The following is a 25,292-nucleotide window of genomic DNA, read 5'->3' as shown; positions in this document are numbered from 1 at the left end:
TGTTGCCCTGCCGCCGTGTCGACTTTTTTGCTCGAAATCGGCACTGAGGAACTTCCGGCCGATTTTGCGCGGCTAGCCCTGCCCCAGCTGGAGCAGCTGGTGCGACGCGATCTGGCCACCTTGAGGCTCAGTCACGAGCGCATTTACTGCACAAGTACGCCCCGCCGGTTGGTGCTCAGCGTGAATGGGCTGCCGCATCGCCAGCCAGATCTGGAGGAGGAGCGTAAGGGGCCTCCCCAGGCCCAAGCCCTCAAGGATGGCCAACCAACTGCTGCAGCCCTTGGCTTTGCCAAACGCTGTGGCGTTGCCCCCGAGGCCCTGGAAATTCGTGACACGGCTAAGGGGCCATTTTTGTTTGCCCGCTGCCTCGAACCAGGCCAGCCCACCACCGATGTGGTGGCAACCCAGGTTCCCCTTTGGATTGAGGCCCTGCAGGGACGCCGCTTCATGCGCTGGGGGGAGGGGGAGAGTCGCTTCTCTAGGCCAGTGCGGTGGCTTGTGGCCCTGCTCGATGCCGAGCTGGTGCCCGTAAGCCTTGCTGGCAGTGATCCGGTCGTCACGGCTGGCAGGGAGAGCCGGGGCCATCGCCTGCATCAGGCCAGCGTGACCATCCCTAACGCCGAGGCCTACGCCGATCTGCTGGCCGCCGCCGGGGTGGAGGTTGATCGCGATCGCCGTGGAGCCGTAATTCGCAACGCCGTTGAAGCTGCAGCCTCAACACATAACGCCGATGCCGATCTGCCGGAGATGCTCTTCCAGGAACTGATTGACCTGGTCGAATCGCCAACCCTGCTGCAGGGCCAATTCGAGGAGCATTACTTAGACCTACCGGCCGAGGTGCTCAGCACCGTGATGCGCTCGCACCAACGCTATGTGCCTCTTTTTACAAAGGGCCATAACCTTGATCCCCTAGCCCTTGCTGCCCGAGGCAGCTTGCTGCCACGCTTTTTGTGCGTCAGCAACGCCCTGCCCGAAGCCGCTGCCAGCGTGGCGCGTGGCAACGAGCGGGTGCTGAAGGCTCGACTCGCCGACGCTGAATTCTTTGTACGGGCTGACCGCAATGTGGCCAGTATTGATCGCAGGTCTCAGCTAGAGCGGGTCACCTTCGCTGAGGGCTTGGGATCCCTGCTCAATCGCACTGAGCGGCTCGAATGGTGCACAGACGTCCTACTTGAGCAGCTCGAGCTTTCCTCCAGCTGTGGCAGCTATGCCCGTCGGGCGGCCCATCTCTGCAAACACGACCTTGTTAGCCAGATGGTGGGTGAATTCCCAGAGCTACAGGGCGCTATGGGGGGCAAATATTTGGTGGCAGAGGGAGAGCCCCATCAGGTAGGCCTGGCTGTGCTGGAGCACTACTTGCCCCGTGGCGCCGGCGACGCCCTCCCCACCTCCGAGGCAGGAGCTGTTGTCGCCCTGGCTGAGCGCCTGGAGTTGCTCTTAAGCATCTACGCCAAGGGCGAACGTCCCACCGGCTCATCCGATCCCTACGCCCTGCGCCGCGCGGGTCAAGGCCTCCTGCAGATTTTGTGGGAGAAGGGCTGGCGCTTGGATCTGCTCGCCCTTTTGCAGCGCTCATGCCAGCACTGGGCTGAGCTGCTCCCTCACTACGCCGTTGATGCGGAAAAATTAACCGCTGAGCTCGCCGACTTCCTACGCCAGCGCCTGGTCAGCCTGCTTGAGGAAGGCGGAATAGATGTCGACCTAGTGCAAGCGGTGGCTGGCCATAAAAGCGATCAAGCGCGGGTGCTGTCCGATCCAGAGGATGCCCGGCTACGAGTTGCCCTGCTTATGGAGCTGCGCAGCTCTGGCCAGTTGGCAGCGGTGCAGGCGGTAGTTACACGGGCGGCGCGGCTGGCAAACCAGGCCGATCTGCCCAGCAGCGTGCTCAGTGCCGCGGCAGTAGTCGATCCGGATCTGTTCGAAAAAAGTAGTGAGGCAGCCATGTTGGCCGTGCTCAATAAGCTTGAGCCCATCGCCACCAGTAGGGCCCATGATCGCTATCGCAACTTGGCTAGCGGGCTTTCGGCTGGTGCCCCAGCCTTGGCGGCATTCTTTGACGGCGAGCAAAGCGTGATGGTGATGGCTGAAGATGGAGCGGTACGCAGCAACCGTCTCCATTTGCTGGGGGTGCTGCGCAATCAGGCTTCCGTATTGGCTGACTTCAGTCGCATCGTGGGATGAGATCCCCATAGGCTATAGGAATGTTGTTGAACTAAATGCCTGTTCAAATTGGGGGTCATTGTTGAGCTTGCTTCCGTTGCCGCCGGCCTTCTTGTCGCCCGTTTCACCGCGGCGCCGAGATTTTCAGCTCGAGGCCTTCCGCCAAGGCGATGACCGCATCGCCAGCTGGCAGTTAATCAATACTCTCGTGCCGACAGCCCTGCTTTGGGCATCAGTGCCGGCGCTCGATGCCGCCGGCGGAGGCCTACGGCTACTGCTGCTGCCAGTGCTGCTGCTACTAGTCCTTTTTTCGGCGCGCTCATTCGCGCTAATGCACGATTGCGGCCACGAATCGCTCTTCAAAACTCGCTGGATAAACAGGCCAGTTGGTTTTCTCCTGGGCTGCCTAAATGCAATCCCCCAACACCCCTGGTCCCGCGGCCACGCCTTCCACCACAAACACAACGGCAACTGGGAGCGCTATCGGGGCCCCTCTGCGGTGCTGACCCTGAGCGACTACTTGGCCCTGTCTCCACGGCAACGCTGGTTTTATGGACTTAGTCGCCACCCTCTGATGCTCTTTCCAGGAGGTTGCTACTACCTTCTGATTCGGCCAAGGATTGTGCTGGTACTGGGTGTATCTGAGTGGTTGGCCTCTATGGCATCCCACCTGGGCCAAAAGGGACTAATAGGCCTTACCGAGCTGCCAGCATTGAGCCGTAATTTTCGCTCCAGTCATTGGTATACATCATCTGAGTGTATAGATATTTTTGCTAATAATTTGGTTGTACTCACTAGCTGGTGGCTGATGGGATCGTGGCTTGGCCACGGCCTGTTTTGGAGCTGCTACCTACTTGTGATGACTTTATCGGCAGCATTGTTTCTCTGCATCTTTTTTGTTCAACACAATTTTGCGGATTCCTACGCAAGTAGTAACGAAGGGTGGGATTATCAGCGTGGCGCCCTAGAGGGTAGTAGCAATTTGGTAATGCCGGCAATCCTAAATTGGTTTTGGGCAGACATCTCCTTCCACAGTATTCATCACCTCTGCGAAAGAATTCCTAATTACCGCTTGCGGGCCTGCCACGAAGCCAATGCAGCGCTACTGATCGGATGTCCGAAATTAAGCCTTAAAGATTTCCCCAGCAGCTTTAGATACGTTCTGTGGGATTCAGAGGCAAAAAAATTGCTCACATTGGCAGAGGCCAATATGAGCGCTGAAAATACCAAATTCAAGTAGCTGTTGAGAATTAATCCTTTCCGGCTAGGGCCGGTTCGCGATCCTGTTCAGGCTCTGATTTGTTTGCAGTCGAGGTTTCGGTTTTGCGTGATTTTACCCCCACCTTGATACCACCTTTGATGCTACTAACAGCCAGCATTGCATTAACTTCAGCCTCTCCTCTCACGGCGCTATTGACAGGCTTGTAACTCTGGGGAGCGAGGGCATTGCCCCTAAGTACCGAACCTAGGGTAAGCAGGGTCAGCTTCAACTGCTGCCACGGATTCATCATCACCACACGCTTGTAGAGATAACTGTCGAAGGTGAGGCGTTGTACGTCCTTGTCGTCGCACATCTCGACAAATGCTTCACGAGCAGCATCGTTTCGGTAAAAAATATTTTGGAGTATCTCAAGAACCTTATAGGTAGCGCCGTATTGGCGATCCCACTTCTTCAGATATTTTTTAAGATCTGCCTCGGTAGGAACCTTGCTACCTCCAGCACTGGACTCCACAATCTGCTCGGCACACATGCGACCGCTCTTGGCTGCGAAATAAATGCCCTCGCCAGAGCTCTTGGTGACATAGCCAGCAGCATCACCAACTAAAGCCATGCGGCCAACCACCCGACGGGGGCGGGGATGCTCCGGAATCGGATGGGCTTCTACCTTGATAACTTCGCCGTTGACCAGTCGTTTTTTGGCTCGTTCTCGGATGCCCTCCTGAAGTCCCTTGATCAGCCCTTGGTTTTGTTGCATGGTTCCAGTACCAACCGCCACGTGGTCGTACTTGGGGAATACCCAGGCATAAAAGTCTGGAGATACATCAGTACCCACATACATCTCAGCCAAGTTTTCGTAGTACTTCATCTCCTCGGCAGGCAGTCTGATGCGCTCCTGGAAAGCGATTGCCACGTTGTAGTCACCGGCATCCATGGCCTTGGCTACTCGACTATTGGCTCCATCAGCTCCCACAATCAAATCAACTTCTAGAGTCTTCGTTACTCCAGTTGCTTCTCCAGCGGCATAATCGGAGTAGGTAAGGGTATAGGGTCCCTGTCGCTTGTCACCTGTATCGATTTTGGTAACCAAGCCGTTCACGAGCTGGGCACCTAATTCAGCAGATCGGTTGCGGAGAAAGGCGTCCATAACCTCCCTACGGCACATACCAATGTATTCGTTTTCATTCTCTAAATTAATATCTACCTCTCTATTTGAGGGGGAGATCATCTTCATATTGCGCACCTTGCGGTCGATGATCGACTCAGGCAGGTCGAATTCTTCCACCATGCAAAGCGGAATGGCGCCGCCGCAAGGCTTGGCGTTGTCGAGCTTGCGCTCAAAAATCCAGGTTTGAATACCGGCCTTGGCAAGCACCTCAGCTGCACAGGATCCACTGGGGCCGCCACCCACAATCGCGACTCGCAACATCAAAAAAACGCTCCGCCAACTTGGATGCTTCTGGGAAGCTAACACCGCTAACCGGTCAGGTGGTGGTCAGTCCGACCTCCCCGCCTAGGATCTTCATTGCTTGTGTTTAGGAAGATTGCTCGGTGCCAGGCAGGGAACCCGCGTGACCTATCGCAATTCCCGCAGGCCAGGCCAACCCCAAGCCATGGGGGACATTCCTGTCGCCCGCCGCACCAGCCCCCCTTCAGCCAAGACGAACCGCTGGCTACTGGGAGTCAGCGTGGGCACAGGCTCGCTTTTGATCACCCTTGCCCTAGTTCTGGTTTGGCGCCCAGGGCCGCTGCAGCGCCTATTGGCCCCACCGCCAGTTAAGGGATTAAACGCCCGCACGGGCCTTGATGGACGCCTGCTCGGCCATTTCCCCTACGGCGAGCTGGCCGCTACCAAACGGGTGGCGGTTGCCCCTGGGCTAAGCCTGCATCGCGATGCGGCAACAGCTCTTCTGGCCATGCAGCGTGATGCCGCCAGTAGCGGGGTCGAGCTAGTGGTGCTGAGCGCCTTCCGATCCCATACGCTGCAAAAAGAACTCTTTTTTGATGTGAAATCGGATCGCAATCAAAGCGCTCGAGAGAGAGCGATGGTTAGCGCCCCGCCTGGGTTTTCTGAGCACAGCACCGGCTTCGCCATAGATCTCGGCGATGGCCTGGCACCTGATACGAACCTCTCACCAAGCTTCGATCAAACCCCAGCCTATGCCTGGCTACAGGCCAATGCTGCCCGCTATCACTTCACCCTCTCCTTCCCCCGAGGCAATGCCCAGGGGGTGAGTTACGAGCCCTGGCATTGGCGATTTGAGGGCAGCGCCGAGGCGCTGCAGTTATTTGAGCCCGCCCAGCGGTTGGCGCGCTGATGAGAATTCCGGAATTGCTGGCCCCTGCGGGTAATTGGCAGGCCCTGCGCGCCGCGGTAGCAAATGGCGCCGATGCCGTTTATTTCGGTGTGGAGGTATTTAACGCCCGTATGCGGGCGGCTAATTTTCAACGGGAGGAGTTGCCTGAGCTGATGCACTGGCTACATCGGCGGGGGGTGAAGGGATTTCTCACCGTAAATGTGCTCGTATTCAGTGATGAGCTGGTTGAGGCGGCAGTGCTGATCAGGGCTGCCGCTGCGGCCCATGTCGATGCCCTGATTGTTCAAGACGTTGGCCTGGCCCGGCTGGCTCGCAAGCTGGCGCCCGAACTGGCTGTACACGGATCCACTCAGATGTCGATCACCAGCGCCGCAGGCGTTGCCATGGCTGCGGCGCTTGGTTGTGAACGGGTCGTGCTTGCCCGTGAGCTGACGCTCACCGACTTGGACCGCTTGCAACGTCAGCTGCAACAGCGCCAGTTGGCCATGCCCCTAGAAGTGTTTGTGCATGGAGCCCTTTGCGTTGCCTATTCGGGCCAGTGCCTCACCAGCGAAGCCTTGGGCCAGCGCAGTGCCAACCGGGGCGAGTGTGCCCAGGCTTGCCGCTTGCCCTACCAGCTGATTGTTGACGGCGAAGAACGGGATCTTCAAGACCAGCGCTACCTGCTCTCACCCCAGGATCTCTCCGCCTGGGAGCTTTTGCCCCAGCTCGAGCAGATCGGCATCGCCAGCCTCAAGATCGAGGGGCGTCTTAAGGAAGCCACCTACGTGGCGGCCGTTACCGATGCCTACCGCCAAGGACTCGATCGTTTAGCCGAGGGTCTACCCAGCGCACCCCAGTCAGCTGAGCAGAGGCGCTCCCTGGAGTTGAGCTTCTCGCGGGGGCTTTCCACAGGCTGGTTGGGGGGCCTCGACCACCAGGCTCTCGTGCACGGCCGCTGGAGCAAGAAGCGGGGCCCGCAGGTTGGTGTACTCGAGCGCTGCAGTGCCGGCGGTTGGTGGATCATCCAGACGCAGGCGGCTCTGAAGCCAGGCGATGGTCTGGTGTTTGAGGCCCCTGGATCTGGACCATTCGAGCCACCCGCGGAGGTTGGCGGCCGGCTGATGGCTGTGCAGCAGCGCCCGATGGGCCGGCTGGCCGTACGGCTTGGCCCTGGCCGGATCGAAAACCGCGGGTTGTCAGCGGGTAGCCCCTGCTGGCTCACCAGCGATCCCGCACTTGAAAGTCAATGGCAGCGCATGGCCGGCCAGGCAACACCGGAGTGCACTCGAGGCTTAAGGCTTCGCCTGCAAGGACGGCTTGGCGAGCCCTTGGAGCTGCGGGTTGAGTGGGCAGAGGGACTAGATCCAGCAGCAATTGTGCAAATAAAGTTGCGCTCCGCCTCGGCCCTGCAGGGCGCCAGCGAGCAACCCTTAGACAAACCCAGACTTCAAACCCAACTGGGGCGCCTTGGCGGCACCTGCTGGAGGTTGGAGCAGCTGGAGCTTGCGCTCGAGGGAGCGCTGTTTCTGCCGCTAGCCCAGCTCAACAAGTTGCGCCGCGACCTAGTTGAGGCGCTGGCCGCAATTGAGCCTGGCCCCAGCTGCTATCAGGCCCCTTTGGCAGGGGATACGGCTGATTTCTCAGAGCTATTGCAGAGTCTTTCCAGCCCTGGTTCGGACAGGGCTGAGAATTCTGACCCGCAATTGGTTGTGCTGGTGCGCAGCCTTGAGCAGTTGAAAGCCCTGCGCGATCAACCAGTAGCGTCAGTAATCGCTGACCTTGATCAGCCGGCCGAGCTGCGCGAGGCCGTGGCAATCGGCCGTGGCTGCTGGCCTGGAGGCATCTGGCTGGCTGGGGCTCGCATCACACGGCCTGATGAGCGCTGGACCCTGGAGCCCCTAGTGCGGGCGGCCCCCGATGGCTACCTGGTTCGCAATGCCGACCAGCTTGAGGTGCTCACACCCCTTGCTCCATGCTGCGGCGATTTTTCCTTGAATATCGCTAATCCAGTTACCGCCGCGTGGTTTCTGGACCATTGGAAGCTGCAGCGAATCACCGCCAGCTACGACCTCGACCTCCAGCAGATGCTGGCCCTGCTGCGGGGCTGCCCCCCCGGCCAGGTTGAGGTAACGGCCCACCAGCACATGCCCCTGTTCCACATGGAGCACTGCCTCTTTTGCGCCTTCCTATCCGACGGACACGACCACACCGACTGCGGCCGACCTTGCGAAAAGCACAAGGTGCTGCTGCGTGATCGCAGCGGCAGTGAGCACCCTCTAAAGGCCGATCTTGGCTGCCGTAACACCTTGTTTAATGGCCGAGCTCAGACAGCGGCTGAGGCCCTGCCCCAGTTGATGCGTGCTGGGGTGCGGCAGTTCCGAATTGAGTTGTTGCAGGAATCAGCGGCCGAGAGCCAGCATCGGGTACAGCAATATTCAGCGGCCCTGCGTGGTGAGATCAGCGGACGCAGCCTCTGGCAGCAGGAACAGCTGGACAACCGTCTTGGCGTGACCCGCGGCAGCCTCAAAAGCGGCAGGGGTGTGGGATAGAGTTGGATGATGGCTTTAAGTCTGCGTAAACGTTCCATCAAACGTTCCGTCTACATAAACTTCAAGTCAACAGATTCCATTCAACGTAAAAAGTAGGGTTTTATTTGTATGAGCGGTGCACACCCAGGTACGCCGATTCGCAACATTGCGATCATTGCCCACGTTGACCATGGCAAAACCACGTTGGTGGATGCAATGCTCAACCAATCGGGCATCTTCCGCGAGGGAGAGGCAGTTCCGACCTGTGTGATGGACTCCAATGATCTTGAGCGTGAGCGCGGGATCACAATTCTTTCAAAAAACACCGCCGTCGATTACGAGGGGATTCGTATCAACATTGTTGATACCCCTGGCCACGCTGATTTTGGCGGTGAGGTGGAGCGGGTTCTCGGCATGGTTGATGGCTGCCTGCTGATTGTCGATGCCAACGAGGGGCCCATGCCCCAGACCCGATTTGTGCTTAAAAAAGCACTCGAAAAAGGGCTACGCCCAATCGTTTTCGTAAACAAGATTGACCGGGCTCGCGTTGACCCCGAGGTAGCTGTGGACAAGGTTCTCGACCTGTTCCTTGAGCTTGGTGCCGACGACGACCAGTGCGATTTCCCCTACTTGTTCGGCAGTGGCATGGGCGGCTACGCCAAGCCAGACATGAAAACCGAGAGCGACAACATGAAGCCGCTCTTCGATGCGATCCTGCGGCACGTTCCGCCCCCCGTTGGCGATCCCGAGAAGCCGCTGCAGCTTCAAGTCACCACTTTGGACTACTCCGACTTTTTAGGTCGGATCATGATCGGACGCATCCACAACGGCACAATCAGGGCTGGCCAAACTGCTGCCCTTATCCGTGATGACGGCAGCATCAAGCGTAGCCGCATCAGCAAGTTGCTTGGCTTCCAGGGTCTGCAGCGAGTTGAGATTGAGGAGGCCCGCGCTGGCGATCTCGTGGCAGTGGCCGGCTTTGACGAGGTGAATATTGGCGAAACAATCGCCTGCCCCGATCACCCCGAGGCCCTGCCTCTGATTCGGGTTGATGAACCAACCCTGCAGATGACTTTCGTCATCAATGACTCCCCCTTCGCTGGCAAGGAGGGCAAATTCGTAACCAGCCGACAGGTGCGGGATCGCCTGCAAAAAGAGCTGCTCACTAACGTCGCCCTACGGGTAGAGGACACCGACTCACCGGATCGCTGGGCAGTTAGCGGCCGTGGTGAATTGCACCTCGGCATCCTGATTGAAACGATGCGGCGTGAGGGCTATGAATTCCAGGTTTCCCAGCCCCAGGTGATTTTCCGCACCATTGATGGCACCCCATCGGAGCCCTACGAAACATTGGTTTTGGATGTGCCTGAGGAGTCGGTGGGTGGCTGCATAGAAAAGCTTGGCATTCGCAAAGCTGAGATGCAGAACATGGAAAATACCAATGACGGCCGCACCCAGCTGGAATTTGTGGTGCCAGCTCGAGGTCTGATTGGCTTCCGCGGCGAATTCATTCGCGCCACAAGGGGCGAGGGGATCATGAGCCACTCCTTCCTTGACTACCGGAAGATGCAGGGAGACATGGACAACCGCCGTAATGGCGTGTTGATTGCCTTTGAGGAAGGCACAGCCACCTTCTATGCACTCAAGGGTGCGGAAGATCGCGGCCAGTTCTTTATTACGCCTGGCACTAAGGTATACAAGGGAATGATTGTTGGCGAACACAACCGACCACCCGACCTAGAACTCAACGTCAGCAAAGCAAAGCAGGTGACAAACATCCGCTCGGCTGGCGCAGAGGTGCTTGACACCTTGCAAGCACCTATTCAGATGACCCTGGAACGTGCTCTTGAGTACATCGGACCAGATGAAATGCTTGAGGTCACACCCCAATCGATCAGACTGCGCAAACTGCCTTCTAAAAAGGCCGCTAAACGTTGATCAGTGCGCCCTAATCCTGAGCAGCAGGTTCTAAGTGAGGAGCAGGGATTATTGGTCGACACCCGTCTGGGCGAGGCCATATTCTTGTTTAACAGCGGGGATTGGTATGCCTGTCACGACGGCTTCGAAGCCCTTTGGCATGAAACCGCTGGCCCTATGCGGCCAGTTTTGCAGGGAATTCTGCAAATCGCAGTAGCTGAACTGCACCTTGAAAGGGGAAACTGCCGCGGCGCCACAATCTTGATGGGTGAGGGTCTGGGCCGCCTTAAGGCTTGTCCGCCTAACGCCCTAGAGATAGATTTAGTCGCCTTGATCAACTTATCCATGCAGCGCCTGCTGGCTTTGCAGCGGCAGAGTTCTATTGAGGGCTTGGAATTGCCCAGATTGGTTGAGACGCCGCCCCATAACCGTTCTGCAGATTAAAAATACCCAATGTCCCATACCGAACTGTTTCTTGTATCCTCCGCGCGCTCAGTGCTCCTACGGCTGACGGCCCTGCCCCTTTTTCTCTCTGTAATATTGCTCCCTGCGCTTGCAGCCCCCGCTGTGGTGACTCCCACCAGGGGGCTGGTAACGATTGAATCCGACCTGCAAAAGGCCGATAACAGCACCGGGGTAGTGACAGCAACCGGCAATGTACGCATCGTTTATCCAGACCAACGGGTCGTGGCCACGGCCCGTCAGGCCCAATACTTCAGTCGAGAGGGCAGGGTGGTGCTCAGCGGTGATGTGGATGTAATTCAAGATTCGGGCCACAGCATTCGGGCTGAACGGCTGGTGTACCTGGTGGAGCGGGAGCGAATCGTGGCTGAGCCGACCCCTGGTCAACAAGTGATAACTCACTACCGAATGAATGCGCCAAGACCAAAGCAAGGTCTAACGCCATGAGCTTGGAGCTCGTCAATGTGGCTCTGGCCATCGGCGGACGACTACTGGTAAACCACGTGTCGCTGCAGCTGGAGCCAGGTGAGGTAGTTGGCTTGCTTGGCCCCAACGGCGCGGGCAAAACCACCACCTTTGGTTTGGTGACTGGCTTGTTGCGCCCTGACTCCGGCCAGGTGGTGATGGATGGCCTGGCAATCGAAAAGCTGCCCATGCCCCAACGGGCCCGCCTAGGCATCGGCTACCTGCCCCAGGAGCCCAGTGTGTTTCGTCAACTAAGTGTGCGTGACAACCTGAGCCTTGCCCTACAGGAAAGTGCCACGCCAATGGAGCTGAGGCGCCAACGCCTCAATGGCTTAATCGAGGATTTTCACCTCAGCGAGTTTCAAAACCGCAAGGGGTATCAATTGTCCGGGGGTGAGCGGCGGCGTTGTGAAGTTGCCAGAGCATTGGCTGTGGGTGTGGAGGGTCCCCGCTATCTGCTGCTGGATGAACCCTTTGCGGGAGTAGACCCAATCGCGGTGTCGGATTTGCAGCAGTTGATCCACCAGCTCAAGGGGCGGGGCATGGGCCTGCTGATCACAGACCACAACGTGCGTGAAACCCTGGCGATCACCGATCGGGCCTACATCCTTTCTGAGGGATCGATTTTGGCTTCCGGCAGCTCCCAACAGGTTGGTTCCGATCCTCTGGTGCGCCGCCACTATCTCGGAGAATCCTTCCGGCTATGAGTTGGTCACACCGCGCACGCCAGCAGCTGCTGACCCCTTGGCGCCACCTACCCCTGCTGGATCGCTGGCTCCTAGCGGAACTGATCGGCCCGCTGATTTTCGGTGTGGCTGCATTTACTGCCGTCTCCCTCTCAGTAGGTGCCGTATTTGAGCTTGTTCGCCGGGTGGCGGAATCGGGCTTACCCCTTGATGTGGCAGTGCGGGTGCTTGTGCTGGAGATGCCCTCCTTTCTTGTGCTCTCCTTCCCGATGGCCACGCTGATGGCCACGTTGCTCACCTATTCAAAGCTTTCTGGCAACAGTGAGCTCACCGCCCTGCGCAGTGTGGGGGTTGCCACTTGGCGAATGGTGGTGCCCGCCGTTGCGATCGCACTGGTGATGACCATGCTCACCTTCACTTTCAACGAGGCCATCGTGCCGCGCACCTTGCTCGAGGCCAAAAACACCCTCAACCGAGCGATTGGCCGTGCCGTAGCTGGAGAGCAGAAAGACAACGTCATGTTCTCTAAATATGGTGAAATACTCGCGGAAGACGGCAGCAAGGAGAAGGGCCTTACCCACTTTTTCTATGCCCAACGCTTCAATAAAGGAGTGATGGAGCAGGTCACCCTGCTTGACCTCTCACGCCGAGATCAACGGGTGCTGCTCAGTGCCGATCGGGCCCGCTGGAGCGAGGCCGATGCCCAGTGGGAATTCCTTGATGGCCATGTCTTTGGAGTAACGGAAGGATCGGACAGCTCGACCACGTCAGCTGATTTCGATCGCTACCTGTACCCCCTTGGTAGTCAGCCGCTTCAGGTTGCCAAACTGCCAAAGGATTCCAATTCAATGACAATCGGCCAAGCGCGAACCGCCGAGCGGCTGCTTAGAGAGGCCAGTGATCTGCAGGGTGCCCGCAAGCTGCGGGTTCGCATCCAGGAAAAGTTCGCCTTCCCCGCGGTCTGCTTGGTGTTTGGCTTAATTGGTAGCAGCCTTGGAGTGCGGCCCCATTCGCGCCGCAGCCGAAGCCAGGGTTTCGGGCTCAGCGTCCTGCTGATCTTTGGCTACTACTTGGTGGCGTTTGTTTTCAGTTCGCTCGGGGTCAAGGGCACGCTCAGTCCCTACCTCTCCGCCTGGCTGCCAGTGGCGATCGGATTGGGTAGCGGCGTGTATCTGTTACGCCAGGCCAGCCGCTAACAGCACCTGCCATTCGCCACACTGAGCTGATATCGATTCGTTGCCCGTGCCCGCCTTGTTGAACGACCCAGTGCTTGGCCTGGGTCTGACGGCGTTTGCCCTCTTGCTGGTCGCCCTGCCGCTGGCCTTCTGGTCCCTTAGCGGCGGCCGATCGAGCACGGCTGTGCGCCTGCTGGTTGCCGGCGCCAATCTCTGCCTCACTGCCCAATTGGTGTTGCGCTGGTGGGAATCGGGTCACTTCCCGATCAGCAACCTCTACGAATCCCTCTGCTTTCTCGCCTGGGGCTGCACCCTCACCCAACTGCTGGTGGAGCGCAGCTGGCCTTCGCCGTTGGTGCCTGCAGCGGCTACCCCCATGGCCCTCGGCTGTGTGGCTTTTGCCAGCTTCGCCCTGCCGGATCGGCTCCAGGAAGCTTCTCCCCTGGTGCCGGCCCTGCGCTCTAGCTGGCTAGTTATGCACGTCAGCGTGATCATGATCAGCTACGCGGCCCTGCTGGTGGGGTCATTGCTTTCGTTGGCGGTGCTATTCACTGACCGCGGCAATTCATTGGAACTGCGCAGCAGCTCCATCGGCAGTGGTGGCTATCGCCAAGCCCAACTGGCCACACCCCAGCTGCAACTCAGCAGCGTGGCTATGCCTGCGGTTGAGCAACTCGATTCGCTCAGCTACCGCACGATCACAGTGGGCTTCCTGCTGCTGTCGGTTGGTCTGGTAAGCGGGGCCGTGTGGGCCAACGAGGCCTGGGGTAGCTGGTGGAGCTGGGATCCGAAGGAAACCTGGGCCCTGATCTGCTGGCTCGTCTATGCCGCCTATTTGCACACTCGCTTGATCCGTGGCTGGCAGGGCCGTAAGCCGGCACTAGTTGCGGCAGCAGGTTTGGTGGTGATCGTGGTTTGCTATATCGGTGTAAACCTGCTGGGTATTGGCTTGCACAGCTACGGCTGGTTCTTTGATAGCTGATCCGGGGATCGATAAACCAAAAAACTAACGTCGGAAATCCAGGCTAAAAACAAGCCCCACGCACCTTTGCGAGGGGCTTGTAACTTGCTCAGGCGGCAACAGCCCCAGGGCGCTTGCTGTTGCGAATCCCCGTGATTGCTGCGGCGTAATCGGGCTGGTTGAACACACCAGAACCACTAACGATGGCATTGGCACCCGCTTCAATTACCTTCCAGGCGTTTTCAGCCTTGATGCCACCATCCACCTCAATCCAGGGATCCAGGCCTCGCTCATCGCACATGCGGCGCAGGTCGCGAATCTTTTGCACCTGGTTGTCGATGAAGCTCTGGCCACCGAAGCCCGGGTTGACACTCATGATCAGCACCAGATCGCAGAGCTCCAGGCAATAGTCCAGCGTGTCTAGAGGGGTGCTGGGATTGAGGACGGCACCAGCGAGCTTGCCAAGATCCTTGATCTGGGCAAGGTTGCGATGCAGGTGGGGGCACGCCTCAACCTGCACAGAAATGATGTCAGCGCCAGCTTGGGCAAAATCAGCTACGTATCGCTCGGGTTCAACAATCATTAGGTGAACGTCGAGGGTCTTGCTGGTTACGGGCCGCAACGCCTGCACGATTAAGGGTCCAATGGTGATGTTCGGCACGAACCGCCCATCCATCACGTCGACGTGGATCCAGTCAGCACCAGCTTGATCGACAGCACGTACGTCGTCGCCGAGACGGGAGAAATCGGCTGACAGAATTGACGGGGAGATCACCAGGGATTTGGCGCTCATGCTGGATCAACCGATCGGGTGGCTTTGGATTGTAGGAAGTGGTCTGCAGACAAGCCTTGAGCGGCCCCTAGCTCCCATGGCCACGGGCACTGATACAGTTGCGGCCGCTTCATCTTCGAAAGGCTTGGCAGCAGCAGGATTCTGACCCCGTGTCCCGCCCGGCCTACTCCATTACTGAAGCCCATTCCCCTGCCGGATCACCGTGGATCGCACCCTCATCCAGGAAATTCTCGAGGTCGTTGAGCAAGCTGCCATCGCCTCTGCCGAACTGACCGGCCTGGGCAAAAAAGATGAAGCTGATGCTGCAGCGGTTGAGGCCATGCGCACGCGCATGGGCCTCATCCAGATGCAGGGCCGCATCGTCATCGGTGAGGGCGAGCGCGATGAAGCTCCCATGCTCTACATCGGTGAAGAAGTAGGCAGTGGCACCGGCCCCGGCGTCGATTTCGCCGTTGATCCCTGCGAAGGCACCAACCTTTGCGCCAACAGCCAGCGCGGCTCCATGGCGGTGCTCGCCGCTTCTGATCGCGGTGGACTTTTCAACGCTCCCGACTTCTACATGAAGAAACTGGCTGCGCCCCCGGCAGCCAAGGGCAAGGTGGACATCCGTAAGTCGGCCACCGAGAACATCAAAATCCTCAGCGAGTGCCTTGGACTTGCCGCCAGCGAACTCACCATCGTCGTGATGGACCGCGCTCGTCACAAGGACCTGATCGCCGAGATCCGGGCCACTGGCGCCAGGATTCAACCAATCTCGGACGGCGACGTTCAGGCCGCCATCGCCTGCGGTTTTGCAGGCACTGGCACCCATTGCCTGATGGGCATCGGCGCAGCCCCTGAAGGCGTGATCTCCGCCGCAGCCATGCGCGCCCTTGGCGGTCACTTCCAGGGCCAGCTCGTGTACGACCCGGCCGTGGCTCAGACCTCTGAGTGGGCCGACTACACCAAGGAAGGCAACATCGCCCGTCTCAACGAGATGGGGATCACCGACGTCGACAAGATCTACGAAGCAGAGGAGCTTGCTTCCGGTGAAAACGTGGTCTTCGCTGGCAGTGGCATCACCGATGGCCTGCTGTTCCACGGCGTCAAGTTCGAGAAGGACTGCACCCGCACCAGCTCCCTGGTGATCAGCAACCTGGACAACACCGCTCGCTTTACCAATACCATTCACATGAAGGATGGAGCCCAGAGCATCGCGCTGAGCTGACGCCCGCCGTAGTCCGAGCACCCCAGCCAGCCTCCATGCACATTGCCGTCGTCGGCCTCAGTCATCGCACGGCTCCAGTGGAGATCCGGGAGCGCCTCAGCATCCCGGAACAAACCATGGAGGCTTCGCTGCAGCAGCTGCGGGCCGACGACCAAGTGCTGGAGGCATCCATCCTCAGCACCTGCAATCGGCTGGAGATATATACACTGCTTCGCCATCCGGAGCAGGGTATTTCCGCTGTCGGAGCTTTCTTAAGCCAGCTCTCCGGTTTGGCGGTCGAGGAGCTCACACCTCATTTATTTACCTTTCACCACGAGGAGGCGATCAGCCACCTGCTGAGGGTTTCAGCTGGCCTCGATTCCCTAGTGCTTGGGGAGGGGCAAATCCTCTCTCAAGTAAAAAAAATGGTGAGGCTTGGCCAGGAGCACCACTCCGTTGGGCCAATCCTCAATCGGCTGCTTACCCAGGCGGTTAGCACCGGCAAGCGCGTACGTACAGAAACGAACCTCGGTACCGGCGCTGTCTCGATTAGCTCAGCTGCCGTAGAGCTGGCCCAACTCAAGGTGGGCCAAGCTCGTGGGCTCGATGAGCTGGTGACCCTTGATCAGGAGCAGGTGGCCGTGGTGGGAGCAGGGCGCATGGCCCGTCTGCTTCTTCAGCACCTTCAGGCCAAGGGCTGTAAGGGGCTTGTGCTGCTCAACCGCACAGTTAGCAAGGCGGAACTACTGGCCGCCGACTTCCCAGCCCTGCCCGTTCAGTGCCGTCCCCTGGACGATCTGGACCATTGCCTCAGCACCTGCTCGCTGGTATTCACCAGCACCGCCGCTGACACACCGATCATCACAGCGGAGCGCCTCGGCGGCCTGAATCGCCGCTCCAGCCTGATGCTGGTAGACATCGGCGTGCCCCGCAACATTTCGGCCGATACGGCTGGCCTGCCCGGCGTCCAGTCCTACGACGTTGATGATCTGCAGGAGGTGGTAAATCGCAACCAGGAGGCTCGGCGCGAAATGGCGGCTGAGGCCGAAGGGCTGCTTCAGGAGGAGTCTCGTGCCTTCCTGGAATGGTGGGACGGGCTTGAAGCAGTGCCGGTTGTAAACCGGCTAAGGCGCCAGCTGGAAGACATCCGGGAGCAGGAGCTCCAGAAGGCCTTAAGCCGCATGGGTCCAGACCTTTCAGCCCGTGAGCGCAAGGTCGTTGAAGCCCTAAGCAAGGGCATCATCAACAAGATCCTGCACACCCCTGTTACCAACCTGCGGGCCCCCCAACCGCGCCAGCAGCGACACAGCGCCATGAGAGTCCTGGAGGATCTGTTTGAGCTGCAGGAGCGTCCGCCAGAGCCTTGAACCAGCCCCAGCCTTGGGCAGTGCAACAGTTCGTGCCGCAGGGGATCAAAAGGCTCGCCCAATAGCAGGACGCTCAAGTACGGTCAGCCCCGAGACCCGCTGGTAGCAGGATTTATGAAGCGTGTACTGGCGATAATTCTGGGAGGTGGTGCTGGTACCCGCCTTTACCCTTTGACAAAAATGCGGGCCAAGCCAGCAGTGCCACTGGCAGGTAAATATCGGCTAATTGATATTCCAATCAGCAATTGCATTAATTCGGAAATTAACAAAATATATGTACTTACCCAGTTCAATAGTGCGTCGCTGAATCGTCACCTGACGATGAGCTACAACCTTTCGGCTGGATTTGGCCAAGGCTTTGTGGAGGTACTGGCAGCCCAGCAGACCCCAGAAAGCCCAAGCTGGTTTGAGGGCACGGCAGATGCAGTCCGGAAATACCAGTGGCTTTTCCACGAATGGGACGTTGACTACTACCTGATTCTTTCCGGTGACCAGCTCTACCGGATGGACTACAGCCGTTTTGTTCAGCACCACATCGACACCGGCGCCCAGCTCACCGTGGGTGCCTTGCCCGTGGACCCCGCTCAAGCAGAAGGCTTTGGCCTGATGCGCACGAGCGCTGATGGGCGCATCCAGGAGTTTCGCGAGAAGCCCAAGGGTGCGGAGCTGGAGACGATGCGAGTCGACACCCAGGCCCTTGGCCTATCAGCGGAGGAGGCAGCAAAGCGCCCCTACCTCGCCTCGATGGGCATCTATGTATTCAGCCGCGATACCCTCTTTGACCTGCTGAGCAGCAACCCCTCCTCAACAGACTTTGGCAAGGAGATCATCCCCGCCTCCCTAGCCCGCGGAGACCGGCTCCAAAGCTTCCTCTTTGACGACTACTGGGAGGACATTGGTACTATCGGCGCCTTCTATGAAGCCAACCTGGCGCTTACCGATCAACCCAACCCGGCCTTCTCCTTCTACGACGAGAAGTTCCCCATTTACACCAGGCCCCGCTATCTGCCCCCCAGCAAATTGCAGGACGCCCAGGTAACCGCTTCGATCATCGGTGAGGGGTCCTTGCTCAAGGCCTGCAGCATTCACCACTGCGTACTGGGTGTGCGCTCCCGCGTTGAAGACGAGGTGGTACTCCAGGACACTCTGGTGATGGGAGCCGACTACTTCGAGTCTTCCGAGGAGCGCCTAGTACTGCGGGAGCGTGGTGGCATCCCCCTGGGTGTAGGCAGGGGCACCACCGTTAAACGGGCCATCCTCGACAAGAACGTGCGGATCGGAAACAACGTCACGATCGTCAACAAGGATCACGTCGAGGAAGCTGACCGGCCGGAGCTCAATTTCTACATCCGCAACGGCATCGTGGTGGTTGTCAAAAATGGCACCATCGCTGATGGCACGGTGATCTGAGCAGGGGAAGCTGCCAAGGTGTCAGGCCAAAAACTAGGAGTTGCTGACACCTTTGCCACCAAGTTGTGACGGATGCCTGGGCTGACCAGCACGCTTCGCCACACTGTCGCCAAAAGCTTCAAATTCAGTCATGGGCAAGGCGCATTTCGGCCTGATCGGTTTGGGAGTGATGGGGGAAAACCTCGTCCTCAATGCCGAGCGCAACGGCTACTCCTCCGTTGTGTTCAATCGCACCAAGGCCAAAACCGATGAGTTTCTGGCAGGTCGTGGCGCCGGCAAGGACATCGTTGGCGCCGGGACCCTTGAGGAGTTCGTGGCGACCTTGGAGCGTCCACGCCGCATCCTGATGATGGTCAAGGCGGGCCAGCCCGTTGACGACACGATTGCGGCAATCTCCCCCTTCCTTGAGGAGGGTGACCTGCTGATTGACGGCGGCAATTCTCTCTACGCCGATACGGAACGGCGCGTTGCCGAGCTGGAGAGCAAGAGCTTCGGCTACATCGGCATGGGCGTATCCGGTGGCGCCAAAGGCGCCCTGGAAGGGCCCAGCATGATGCCCGGTGGCACCAAGGCGGCCTACGACGCCATCGAACCGCTGGTGCGCAAGATGGCAGCCCAGGTCGACGATGGTCCCTGTGTCACCTACATCGGACCCGGTGGCGCTGGCCACTTCGTCAAAACGGTGCACAACGGCATCGAATACGGCATTGAACAGATCCTGGCTGAGGCCTACGACCTGATGAAGCGTCTTGGTGGACTGAACGGTGACCAGATGGCCGACGTCCTAGCCAGCTGGAATCAAACCGAGGAGTTGGCCTCATTCCTGGTGGAAATCACGGAGGTCTGCCTGCGCACCAAGGATCCCGAAACCGGTGCAGATCTGGTGGAGGCGATCGTGGATGCGGCTGGTCAGAAGGGCACTGGTCTTTGGACCGTGGTGAGTGCCCTGGAGATGGGTGTACCCGTGCCGACCATCTATGCCGCCCTCAATGCCCGGGTGCTGAGCTCGCTGCGCTCCGAGCGACTTGAGGCGGGCGCCCTACTGCCAGAGCCTGCCGCCCACAGCTTCAACTTGGGCACTGCGGCAGATGACATGGCTCCCCTGCGCGATGCCTGCATTGCCGCCTGCATCGTCAGCTACGGCCAGGGCATGGCCCTGCTGCAGGAAGCCTCAAAACTGCACGATTACAACCTCAATTTTTCTGCCATCGGCCAGATCTGGAAAGGGGGCTGCATCATCCGGGCCCGCTTGCTACAGCGAATCCAAGATGCCTATGGCACCAACCCCAGCCTGGCCAACCTGATGCTCGACCCCTGGTTTGCCGAGCAGATCAACAGGCGTCTGCCGGGCCTACGGCAGGTGGTTGCCGGCGCAGCCCTGGCGGGGATTCCCGTGCCTTGCCTGAGCAGCACCCTCGATTACATCGACAGCTACCGCAGCGCCCGCCTACCCCAAAACCTGGTGCAGGCCATGCGCGACTGCTTTGGCTCCCACACCTATGAGCGGGTCGACAAGCCTGGCAACTTCCACACCGAGTGGCTGGACTGAGCCAATGACCCCAATCACTCCAGGCTCCACCACTCGCTACCGCCTGGTGGTGGCTGAGTCGGCAGCTGAGCTCGCCCGTCAGACGGCCCAAGCCCTGGCCTCAGAGCTTGGTCAGGTGTTGGCCCAGCGCGACCGCGCCCAGGTAGCACTGGCCGGCGGAGAGACACCTAAGGCGACCTATCGACTCCTTGGTCAGCAACACCTGCCCTGGGATCGGGTCGATGTACTGCTCGGCGATGAGCGCTGGGTGCCAAGCGACGACCCCTCCAGTAACGCGCGCATGTTTAGGGAAACCTTGATGGCGGAGCTCCCCGGTAGTAAGGCCTGCTTGCATGCGGTTCCCACCCAGCTGGCCAGCCCGGAACAAGGAGCGGCAGCCTACGCAGAGCTGCTGCAACAGCTGTGCGGCGACTTCCCGCCGGTGCTGGATGTGGTGCTGCTGGGCCTCGGCGACGATGGTCACACCGCCTCGTTGTTTCCCGGCACCGCTGCACCGGCGGTGCGGGACCGCTCCGTAACCCTGGGGGAGGGCAAGGGTCTGCCCCGGGTCAGCCTTACGGCCCCCACCCTTTCATCGGCGCGACGGGTGGTCTTCCTGGTGAGTGGCCCCGGCAAGGTGCAGGCGCTGCAACGCTTACTCGACCCCGAGGAATCGCCCCTGCGCACCCCAGCCAAGCTTGTTCAGCCTGCCAGTGAGGTGCTGATATTTGCTGACCAAGCAGCAGCAGCTGGGGTTGGCCAGTGATTCCCATCGCCAGCGGCGACGGCTTCATTGGCTGGCATGCCCTAAACGACACCGTGATGGGTGGGCGCAGCCAGGGCAACTGCCGGATCGCCTCAACAGGGCTTGAGTTTGAAGGCACGCTCGTTGAGGAAGGAGGCGGCTTCATCAGTTGCCGCTCGCCTCTGTTTTCTCCCCCTCTCGATCTTTCGAGTTGTGAGGGGCTCGAACTTGAGCTGCTTGGTGCTGGCAGACGCTTCAAGTTGGCGGTTGCCTGCGCTGACGGTCTGGCCGGACTCACCAACTTGATCCCGGGGGGCCTGCGCTGGGTGATCGAATTCGCTACCGAGCCTGAGGGGCCCAGCCTCGTGAGGATTCCCTTCGCCGATCTAAGAGCCTCGGTGCGCGCTAAACCGGTGGGGCTGCCCTTGAAATTTGACCCAAGTCGGATCACTAGGTTGCAGCTTTTACATTCACGCTTCGCCGATGATGGCGGCCTAAATGCTGGCTTCCGCGCCGGTCCGATCCACTTACAACTTCGCTCTGTACGTGGCTACCCCTGAGCTAGTTAATAGCAACCTGCAACAGCTCGTGGCAGCCGCCGCCGATCTCTGCCGTAAGCCATTGCGTCATGCCGTGCTGCCCCTCGATGACTCTCAGCGCTGCGACGATTGCAACTTGCGACTGGAGGTAAGACAGGCCGATGGGGAGCGCTATCCCGACGCCGATCTCGAGATTGAGATCTATCGCAGTGGGAAAGACCTCAACCTCACCCTGGCCTGGTGCCACGACCCTCAACGCCCCCTGCTTTGGCAGGGAAGCCATCCGGTGTGGATGGAGCCGGAGTCAGGGCTCCGCTGCGAGCGACCAGTTGATGGTGCCCCCCTGGAGGCATTGGCACGAAGACTCAGGGCCCTCTTAGTTCCGCTGGACTGAGGTCTTGCTTCTCAGGTATCAGATCTCATCGGTCACCGCGCCCCGGCTGCTGCTGCCAACCAGGCGGGCGTATTTGCCAAGTACCCCGGTGCGATAGCGGGGCTCAGGCTTGACCCAGGCAGATCGTCGCCGAGCGATTTCCGCATCTGGCACATTGAGCTGAATCAGCAGTTCGATGGCATCGACCGTGATGCTGTCCCCTTCCTCAACCAGACCGATGGTGCCGCCAACGGCAGCCTCTGGTGCAACGTGACCAACCACCAGACCAAAGGAGCCTCCTGAAAAGCGGCCATCGGTGATCAGGGCCACCGAATCGAGCATGCCCTGCCCCACGATTGCCGCCGTGGGACTGAGCATCTCCCTCATGCCAGGGCCACCAACCGGCCCCTCATTGCGCACTACCACCACATCACCGGGGTTGATCTGCTTATCAAGGATTGCGGCCAGGCAGGATTCCTCACTTTCAAAAACCCTTGCTGGGCCGGTGATGACGGGGTTTTTAACCCCACTGATCTTGGCCACCGCACCCTCTTCAGCCAAGTTGCCCTTGAGAATCGCCAGGTGCCCTTTTGGATATAGGGGGTTGCTAAGCGGACGGATCACATCCTGTCCAGAGGGTGGCTGAGAAGGAACGGACGCCAACAATTCAGCCAGGGTTTTTCCCTCGATGGTGCGGCAGTCGCCATGCAGTAAGTCCGCATCGAGCAGCAACTTCATTACCTGGGGAATGCCCCCAGCCTGATGAAGGTCGACGGTCACGTAGCGACCGCTTGGTTTTAGATCGCAGATCACCGGCACCCGCTGGCGGATCGTCTCAAAGTCATCGATGCTTAGGGGTACTCCAGCGGTGCGGGCTACGGCCAGTAGATGCAACACGGAATTGGTAGAGCCACCCACCGCCATGATCACGCTGATGGCATTTTCGAAAGCCTCTCGGGTGAGTAGGTCACTAGGCAAGATGTTTGCCTTCAGTGCATCAACCAAAACCTCTGCGCTGCGGGCAGCACTCTCTGCTTTCTCAGGGTCCTCAGCAGCCATGGTGGAGCTGTAGGGCAGGCTTAAGCCCATCACCTCAAAGGCGGCACTCATGGTGTTAGCGGTGAACATGCCGCCGCAACTACCGGCACCAGGGCAAGCATTCTTTTCAATTGCAGTGAGTTCCTGCTCATCAATACGACCGCCGCTGTATTGACCAACCGCCTCAAAAGCGCTTACTACTGTGAGATCACAGGCGCCAAGTTTGCCAGGCTTAATCGTGCCACCATAAACAAAAATGGAGGGAATATTCATGCGTGCCATGGCCAACATGGCTCCAGGCATATTTTTGTCACAACCGCCAATGGCCAGCAAGCCATCCATGCTTTGAGCATTGCAGGCAGTTTCAATCGAATCGGCAATCACCTCGCGGCTCACCAGGGAATACTTCATTCCCTCCGTGCCCATTGATATGCCATCGCTCACCGTGATAGTGCCAAACATCTGGGGCATGGCGCCGGCTGTTTGAAGGGCCGTCTCGGCGCGCTGGGCCAGCTCGTTTAAGCCCAGGTTGCAAGGTGTAATTGTGCTGTAGCCATTGGCAACGCCAATGATCGGCTTATTGAAATCGCCATCGCCAAAGCCAACTGCCCGCAACATGGCGCGGTTGGGAGAGCGCTGAATGCCTTGCGTGATCGCGGCGGAGCGGAGCATGGTGATGGGTTGTGATTGAAGAAACCTACCCACCGGGCTGATGGGCGCCGAAGCCCTAACCCTGGATGGTCATGCTCTCCAGTTGACGGCGCACGTCGTCGATCGCCTGGTTGAGCTCATGGACCCGGTCGTGAAGGTCCCGGTCCGTTGCGGCAACCGCCGGCGAGGCTGCAATTCCAGCGGTGCGGGCAGGCCGGCCTTGGTGCCGTCGGCGCTCTGCCTCAGCGAGCAGCCACCAGGCAAGGCCAGCAGCACCAATAACAGCACCAGCCAACACACTGAGGCTGGAACTGCCACTAGCTGGGGTGCCGCCGTTGTGATTGCCCATAAATCAAGACCTTTCTGTAGGGAGCCTAGGTATTGGTGGGCATTTCATCCAGCACCGTGCCACCGAACAACCTCTGCCTCACATCGCCGATACCAGGCACGATCGCACCGGCTTCGTTCAAATCCGGATCGATGCCAGCGGCGTAGATAGTGAGGTTGCCGTGCCGCTCACCGACAGCCTTGAGTCCTGGCCCAGAGGCCAGCGAGGTAATCACTCGCAAGCGATCACCGCTCACACCTAGGGCTGAAAGGTCATCGAGCAGTTGGAGCAGGGACTCACCGTCTCCGAGTTCCGCTAAAAACAGCAAAACTCCGCAGCGGGGTGGGATTGGCCCGACTGGAGGAGATATCACACCCAGGCTTTCCTGTAGGTGCAGCACCTGGGCAGAAGGAAGCACCGTTTGGCCGCCCTGCCAAAGGCCAAGCCCAGCTGTTAGCAGGGGCAGGGCCAGCAGGGGGACCGCCGGATCCACCACGTCTGCCTCCGCCGCAGCAAGAGGTGATTCCAGCTGGATGCGCCTGTGGGGCAGCCAATCGCGCACAGCCTCATAGGTGAGCCAGCGACCTAGCTCAGCAGTGGCGGAGGCGTAGAGCGAGCCAGGCGTGTGTCGATCGCGCAGAACGCCAAGCCAGTGGCCAATCAGAGGGTGGGGGGGAACCACCACCCGCAAAGCCATCACCATGGTTGCCATAACTTGATCATTCACCGTAAGTGCGCGCCCATGAGCTCGAGATCTGAAAGCCGAGCGAATTGGTCTGGTGGCTGGCTGCTAGCGGCACTGGCCCTGGTGCTGACCTGGTGCCTGGGGGTCTCACCGGCCGCTGCGATCACCGCCCCTGAGCTGCGCAGCCAGCGGTCGCTACAAGACCTCCAACCCGACATGCACGGCCGCAACCTTCAACAGCAGGAGTTTTTGAAGGCAACCCTGGCTGGCTTCGATCTGAGCGGAACCGATTTGCGCGGAGCTGTTTTCAACAGCAGCGACCTACGGGGCGCCAACCTCAAGGACGCCAACCTGGAGGACGCAGTGGCCTTCGCCAGTCACTTTGAGGACACTGACCTCAGTGGTGCTGTGCTGCGAAACGCCATGTTGATGCAGAGCCACTTCAAAGGGGCAACCATTGAGGGAGCTGATTTCAGTGATGCAGTGCTCGATCTGCCTGAGCAGAAAGCACTCTGCAAACGAGCTGCCGGTGTTAATCCGAGCACCGGAGTCGCCACTAAAGACAGCCTGGCGTGCCGATAGGGCCACGTGCCGATAGCATCTAATTTCCGGTTCCAGTGGGGATCAGCCACTGGAGGTAAGGGGGAAAGGTCGGTGAAAATCCGGCACTGTCCCGCAGCTGTGAAGGCTCTGGCCCGCGAATCTGCTCCAACTTTGGGGCTTGCTTGCGATCCACTGCCAAGTCAGAACGCCCGCCGGTTTTGTTCTTCCTACGG

The 25,292-nt window shown here is 59.3% G+C and carries 23 protein-coding genes and 1 riboswitch; of the genes, 18 read left to right on the top strand and 5 right to left on the bottom strand.

Annotated elements, in window-relative coordinates:
• The first annotated feature begins 15 nt into the window (after positions 1 to 15).
• Positions 16 to 2,181, top strand: a complete 2,166-nt coding sequence (gene glyS, locus U9970_RS05415) for a glycine--tRNA ligase subunit beta (protein WP_322765649.1) — start codon at positions 16 to 18, stop codon at positions 2,179 to 2,181.
• A 61-nt stretch (positions 2,182 to 2,242) separates the two neighbouring features.
• Positions 2,243 to 3,400 carry a fatty acid desaturase gene (locus tag U9970_RS05410; RefSeq protein ID WP_322765648.1) on the top strand — a complete coding sequence of 386 codons (1,158 nt, stop codon included), beginning with the start codon at positions 2,243 to 2,245 and terminating at the stop codon, positions 3,398 to 3,400.
• Between the two features lie 10 nt (positions 3,401 to 3,410).
• Here U9970_RS05410 and chlP read toward each other — a convergent pair whose 3' ends face one another.
• A complete protein-coding gene (chlP, locus tag U9970_RS05405; RefSeq protein WP_322765647.1) occupies positions 3,411 to 4,808 on the bottom strand; it encodes a geranylgeranyl reductase in 1,398 nt (465 codons plus the stop codon).
• Positions 4,809 to 4,992: 184 nt separating this feature from the next.
• Between chlP and U9970_RS05400 the strand changes: the two genes are divergently transcribed.
• The 8 genes from U9970_RS05400 (at position 4,993) to ccsB (ending at position 13,894) form a co-directional block, all read left to right on the top strand.
• Complete coding sequence (locus U9970_RS05400; protein ID WP_407653105.1) at positions 4,993 to 5,697, top strand: M15 family metallopeptidase; 705 nt, start codon at positions 4,993 to 4,995, stop codon at positions 5,695 to 5,697.
• Positions 5,697 to 8,228 (top strand): U32 family peptidase, encoded by a 2,532-nt coding sequence (locus U9970_RS05395; protein WP_322765645.1) that lies wholly within the window; start codon positions 5,697 to 5,699, stop codon positions 8,226 to 8,228. The genes U9970_RS05400 and U9970_RS05395 overlap by 1 nt, the downstream gene beginning before the upstream one ends.
• Before the next feature lie 108 nt (positions 8,229 to 8,336).
• A complete protein-coding gene (typA, locus tag U9970_RS05390) occupies positions 8,337 to 10,145 on the top strand; it encodes a translational GTPase TypA (protein ID WP_322765644.1) in 1,809 nt (602 codons plus the stop codon).
• Between the two features lie 3 nt (positions 10,146 to 10,148).
• Entirely contained in the window at positions 10,149 to 10,568 is a 420-nt protein-coding gene (locus tag U9970_RS05385) for a DUF309 domain-containing protein (RefSeq protein WP_322765643.1), read from the top strand.
• A 126-nt stretch (positions 10,569 to 10,694) separates the two neighbouring features.
• Positions 10,695 to 11,033, top strand: coding sequence for an LptA/OstA family protein (locus U9970_RS05380; protein WP_407653084.1), 339 nt, complete (start codon positions 10,695 to 10,697; stop codon positions 11,031 to 11,033).
• Positions 11,030 to 11,758 carry an LPS export ABC transporter ATP-binding protein gene (lptB, locus tag U9970_RS05375; protein WP_322765641.1) on the top strand — a complete coding sequence of 243 codons (729 nt, stop codon included), beginning with the start codon at positions 11,030 to 11,032 and terminating at the stop codon, positions 11,756 to 11,758. The genes U9970_RS05380 and lptB overlap by 4 nt, the downstream gene beginning before the upstream one ends.
• On the top strand, positions 11,755 to 12,933 hold the full coding sequence (locus U9970_RS05370; RefSeq protein ID WP_322765640.1) for an LptF/LptG family permease: 1,179 nt from the start codon (positions 11,755 to 11,757) through the stop codon (positions 12,931 to 12,933). The genes lptB and U9970_RS05370 overlap by 4 nt, the downstream gene beginning before the upstream one ends.
• 46 nt (positions 12,934 to 12,979) lie before the next feature.
• Positions 12,980 to 13,894 (top strand): c-type cytochrome biogenesis protein CcsB, encoded by a 915-nt coding sequence (gene ccsB, locus U9970_RS05365; protein ID WP_322765639.1) that lies wholly within the window; start codon positions 12,980 to 12,982, stop codon positions 13,892 to 13,894.
• Positions 13,895 to 13,982: 88 nt separating this feature from the next.
• Here the strand turns inward: ccsB and rpe are convergent, their stop codons facing one another.
• Positions 13,983 to 14,666, bottom strand: a complete 684-nt coding sequence (gene rpe / locus U9970_RS05360) for a ribulose-phosphate 3-epimerase (protein ID WP_322765638.1) — start codon at positions 14,664 to 14,666, stop codon at positions 13,983 to 13,985.
• A gap of 202 nt (positions 14,667 to 14,868) precedes the next feature.
• Here rpe and glpX point away from each other — a divergent pair, with 202 nt between their 5' ends.
• From glpX to U9970_RS05325, 7 genes are all read left to right on the top strand, one after another.
• Entirely contained in the window at positions 14,869 to 15,873 is a 1,005-nt protein-coding gene (glpX, locus tag U9970_RS05355; protein ID WP_106501811.1) for a class II fructose-bisphosphatase, read from the top strand.
• Between the two features lie 35 nt (positions 15,874 to 15,908).
• The gene (locus U9970_RS05350; RefSeq protein ID WP_322765637.1) at positions 15,909 to 17,219 is read left to right on the top strand and encodes a glutamyl-tRNA reductase; all 1,311 of its coding nucleotides are present in this window, start codon (positions 15,909 to 15,911) and stop codon (positions 17,217 to 17,219) included.
• A gap of 114 nt (positions 17,220 to 17,333) precedes the next feature.
• A complete protein-coding gene (locus tag U9970_RS05345; RefSeq protein ID WP_322765636.1) occupies positions 17,334 to 18,629 on the top strand; it encodes a glucose-1-phosphate adenylyltransferase in 1,296 nt (431 codons plus the stop codon).
• 130 nt (positions 18,630 to 18,759) lie between these two features.
• Entirely contained in the window at positions 18,760 to 20,178 is a 1,419-nt protein-coding gene (gndA, locus tag U9970_RS05340; protein ID WP_322765635.1) for an NADP-dependent phosphogluconate dehydrogenase, read from the top strand.
• A 4-nt stretch (positions 20,179 to 20,182) separates the two neighbouring features.
• On the top strand, positions 20,183 to 20,923 hold the full coding sequence (gene pgl, locus U9970_RS05335) for a 6-phosphogluconolactonase (RefSeq protein ID WP_322765634.1): 741 nt from the start codon (positions 20,183 to 20,185) through the stop codon (positions 20,921 to 20,923).
• A gap of 56 nt (positions 20,924 to 20,979) precedes the next feature.
• On the top strand, positions 20,980 to 21,462 hold the full coding sequence (locus tag U9970_RS05330) for a CIA30 family protein (protein WP_322766035.1): 483 nt from the start codon (positions 20,980 to 20,982) through the stop codon (positions 21,460 to 21,462).
• Positions 21,449 to 21,835 (top strand): hypothetical protein, encoded by a 387-nt coding sequence (locus tag U9970_RS05325; protein WP_322765633.1) that lies wholly within the window; start codon positions 21,449 to 21,451, stop codon positions 21,833 to 21,835. Before U9970_RS05330 ends, U9970_RS05325 begins: the two co-directional genes overlap by 14 nt.
• A gap of 18 nt (positions 21,836 to 21,853) precedes the next feature.
• Here the strand turns inward: U9970_RS05325 and ilvD are convergent, their stop codons facing one another.
• Genes ilvD through U9970_RS05310 form a run of 3 tightly spaced genes read right to left on the bottom strand, consistent with a single transcriptional unit; the run spans position 21,854 to position 24,543 of the window.
• Positions 21,854 to 23,524 carry a dihydroxy-acid dehydratase gene (ilvD, locus tag U9970_RS05320; protein ID WP_322765632.1) on the bottom strand — a complete coding sequence of 557 codons (1,671 nt, stop codon included), beginning with the start codon at positions 23,522 to 23,524 and terminating at the stop codon, positions 21,854 to 21,856.
• Between the two features lie 55 nt (positions 23,525 to 23,579).
• Positions 23,580 to 23,852: a hypothetical protein gene (locus U9970_RS05315; RefSeq protein WP_322765631.1), complete on the bottom strand. Its 273-nt coding sequence runs from the start codon at positions 23,850 to 23,852 to the stop codon at positions 23,580 to 23,582.
• 25 nt (positions 23,853 to 23,877) lie between these two features.
• Entirely contained in the window at positions 23,878 to 24,543 is a 666-nt protein-coding gene (locus U9970_RS05310) for a uracil phosphoribosyltransferase (RefSeq protein ID WP_322765630.1), read from the bottom strand.
• 30 nt (positions 24,544 to 24,573) lie between these two features.
• Here U9970_RS05310 and U9970_RS05305 point away from each other — a divergent pair, with 30 nt between their 5' ends.
• Positions 24,574 to 25,098 carry a pentapeptide repeat-containing protein gene (locus U9970_RS05305; RefSeq protein ID WP_322765629.1) on the top strand — a complete coding sequence of 175 codons (525 nt, stop codon included), beginning with the start codon at positions 24,574 to 24,576 and terminating at the stop codon, positions 25,096 to 25,098.
• 12 nt (positions 25,099 to 25,110) lie between these two features.
• A riboswitch (cobalamin riboswitch) is annotated at positions 25,111 to 25,290 on the top strand.
• Positions 25,291 to 25,292: the final 2 nt, after the last annotated feature.

This window comes from Cyanobium usitatum str. Tous, from assembly GCF_963920485.1.
Lineage (GTDB): Bacteria > Cyanobacteriota > Cyanobacteriia > PCC-6307 > Cyanobiaceae > Cyanobium_A > Cyanobium_A usitatum_A.
Note: the sequence above shows the minus strand (reverse complement) of the source record. Positions and strands in the feature narration are given on the sequence as shown.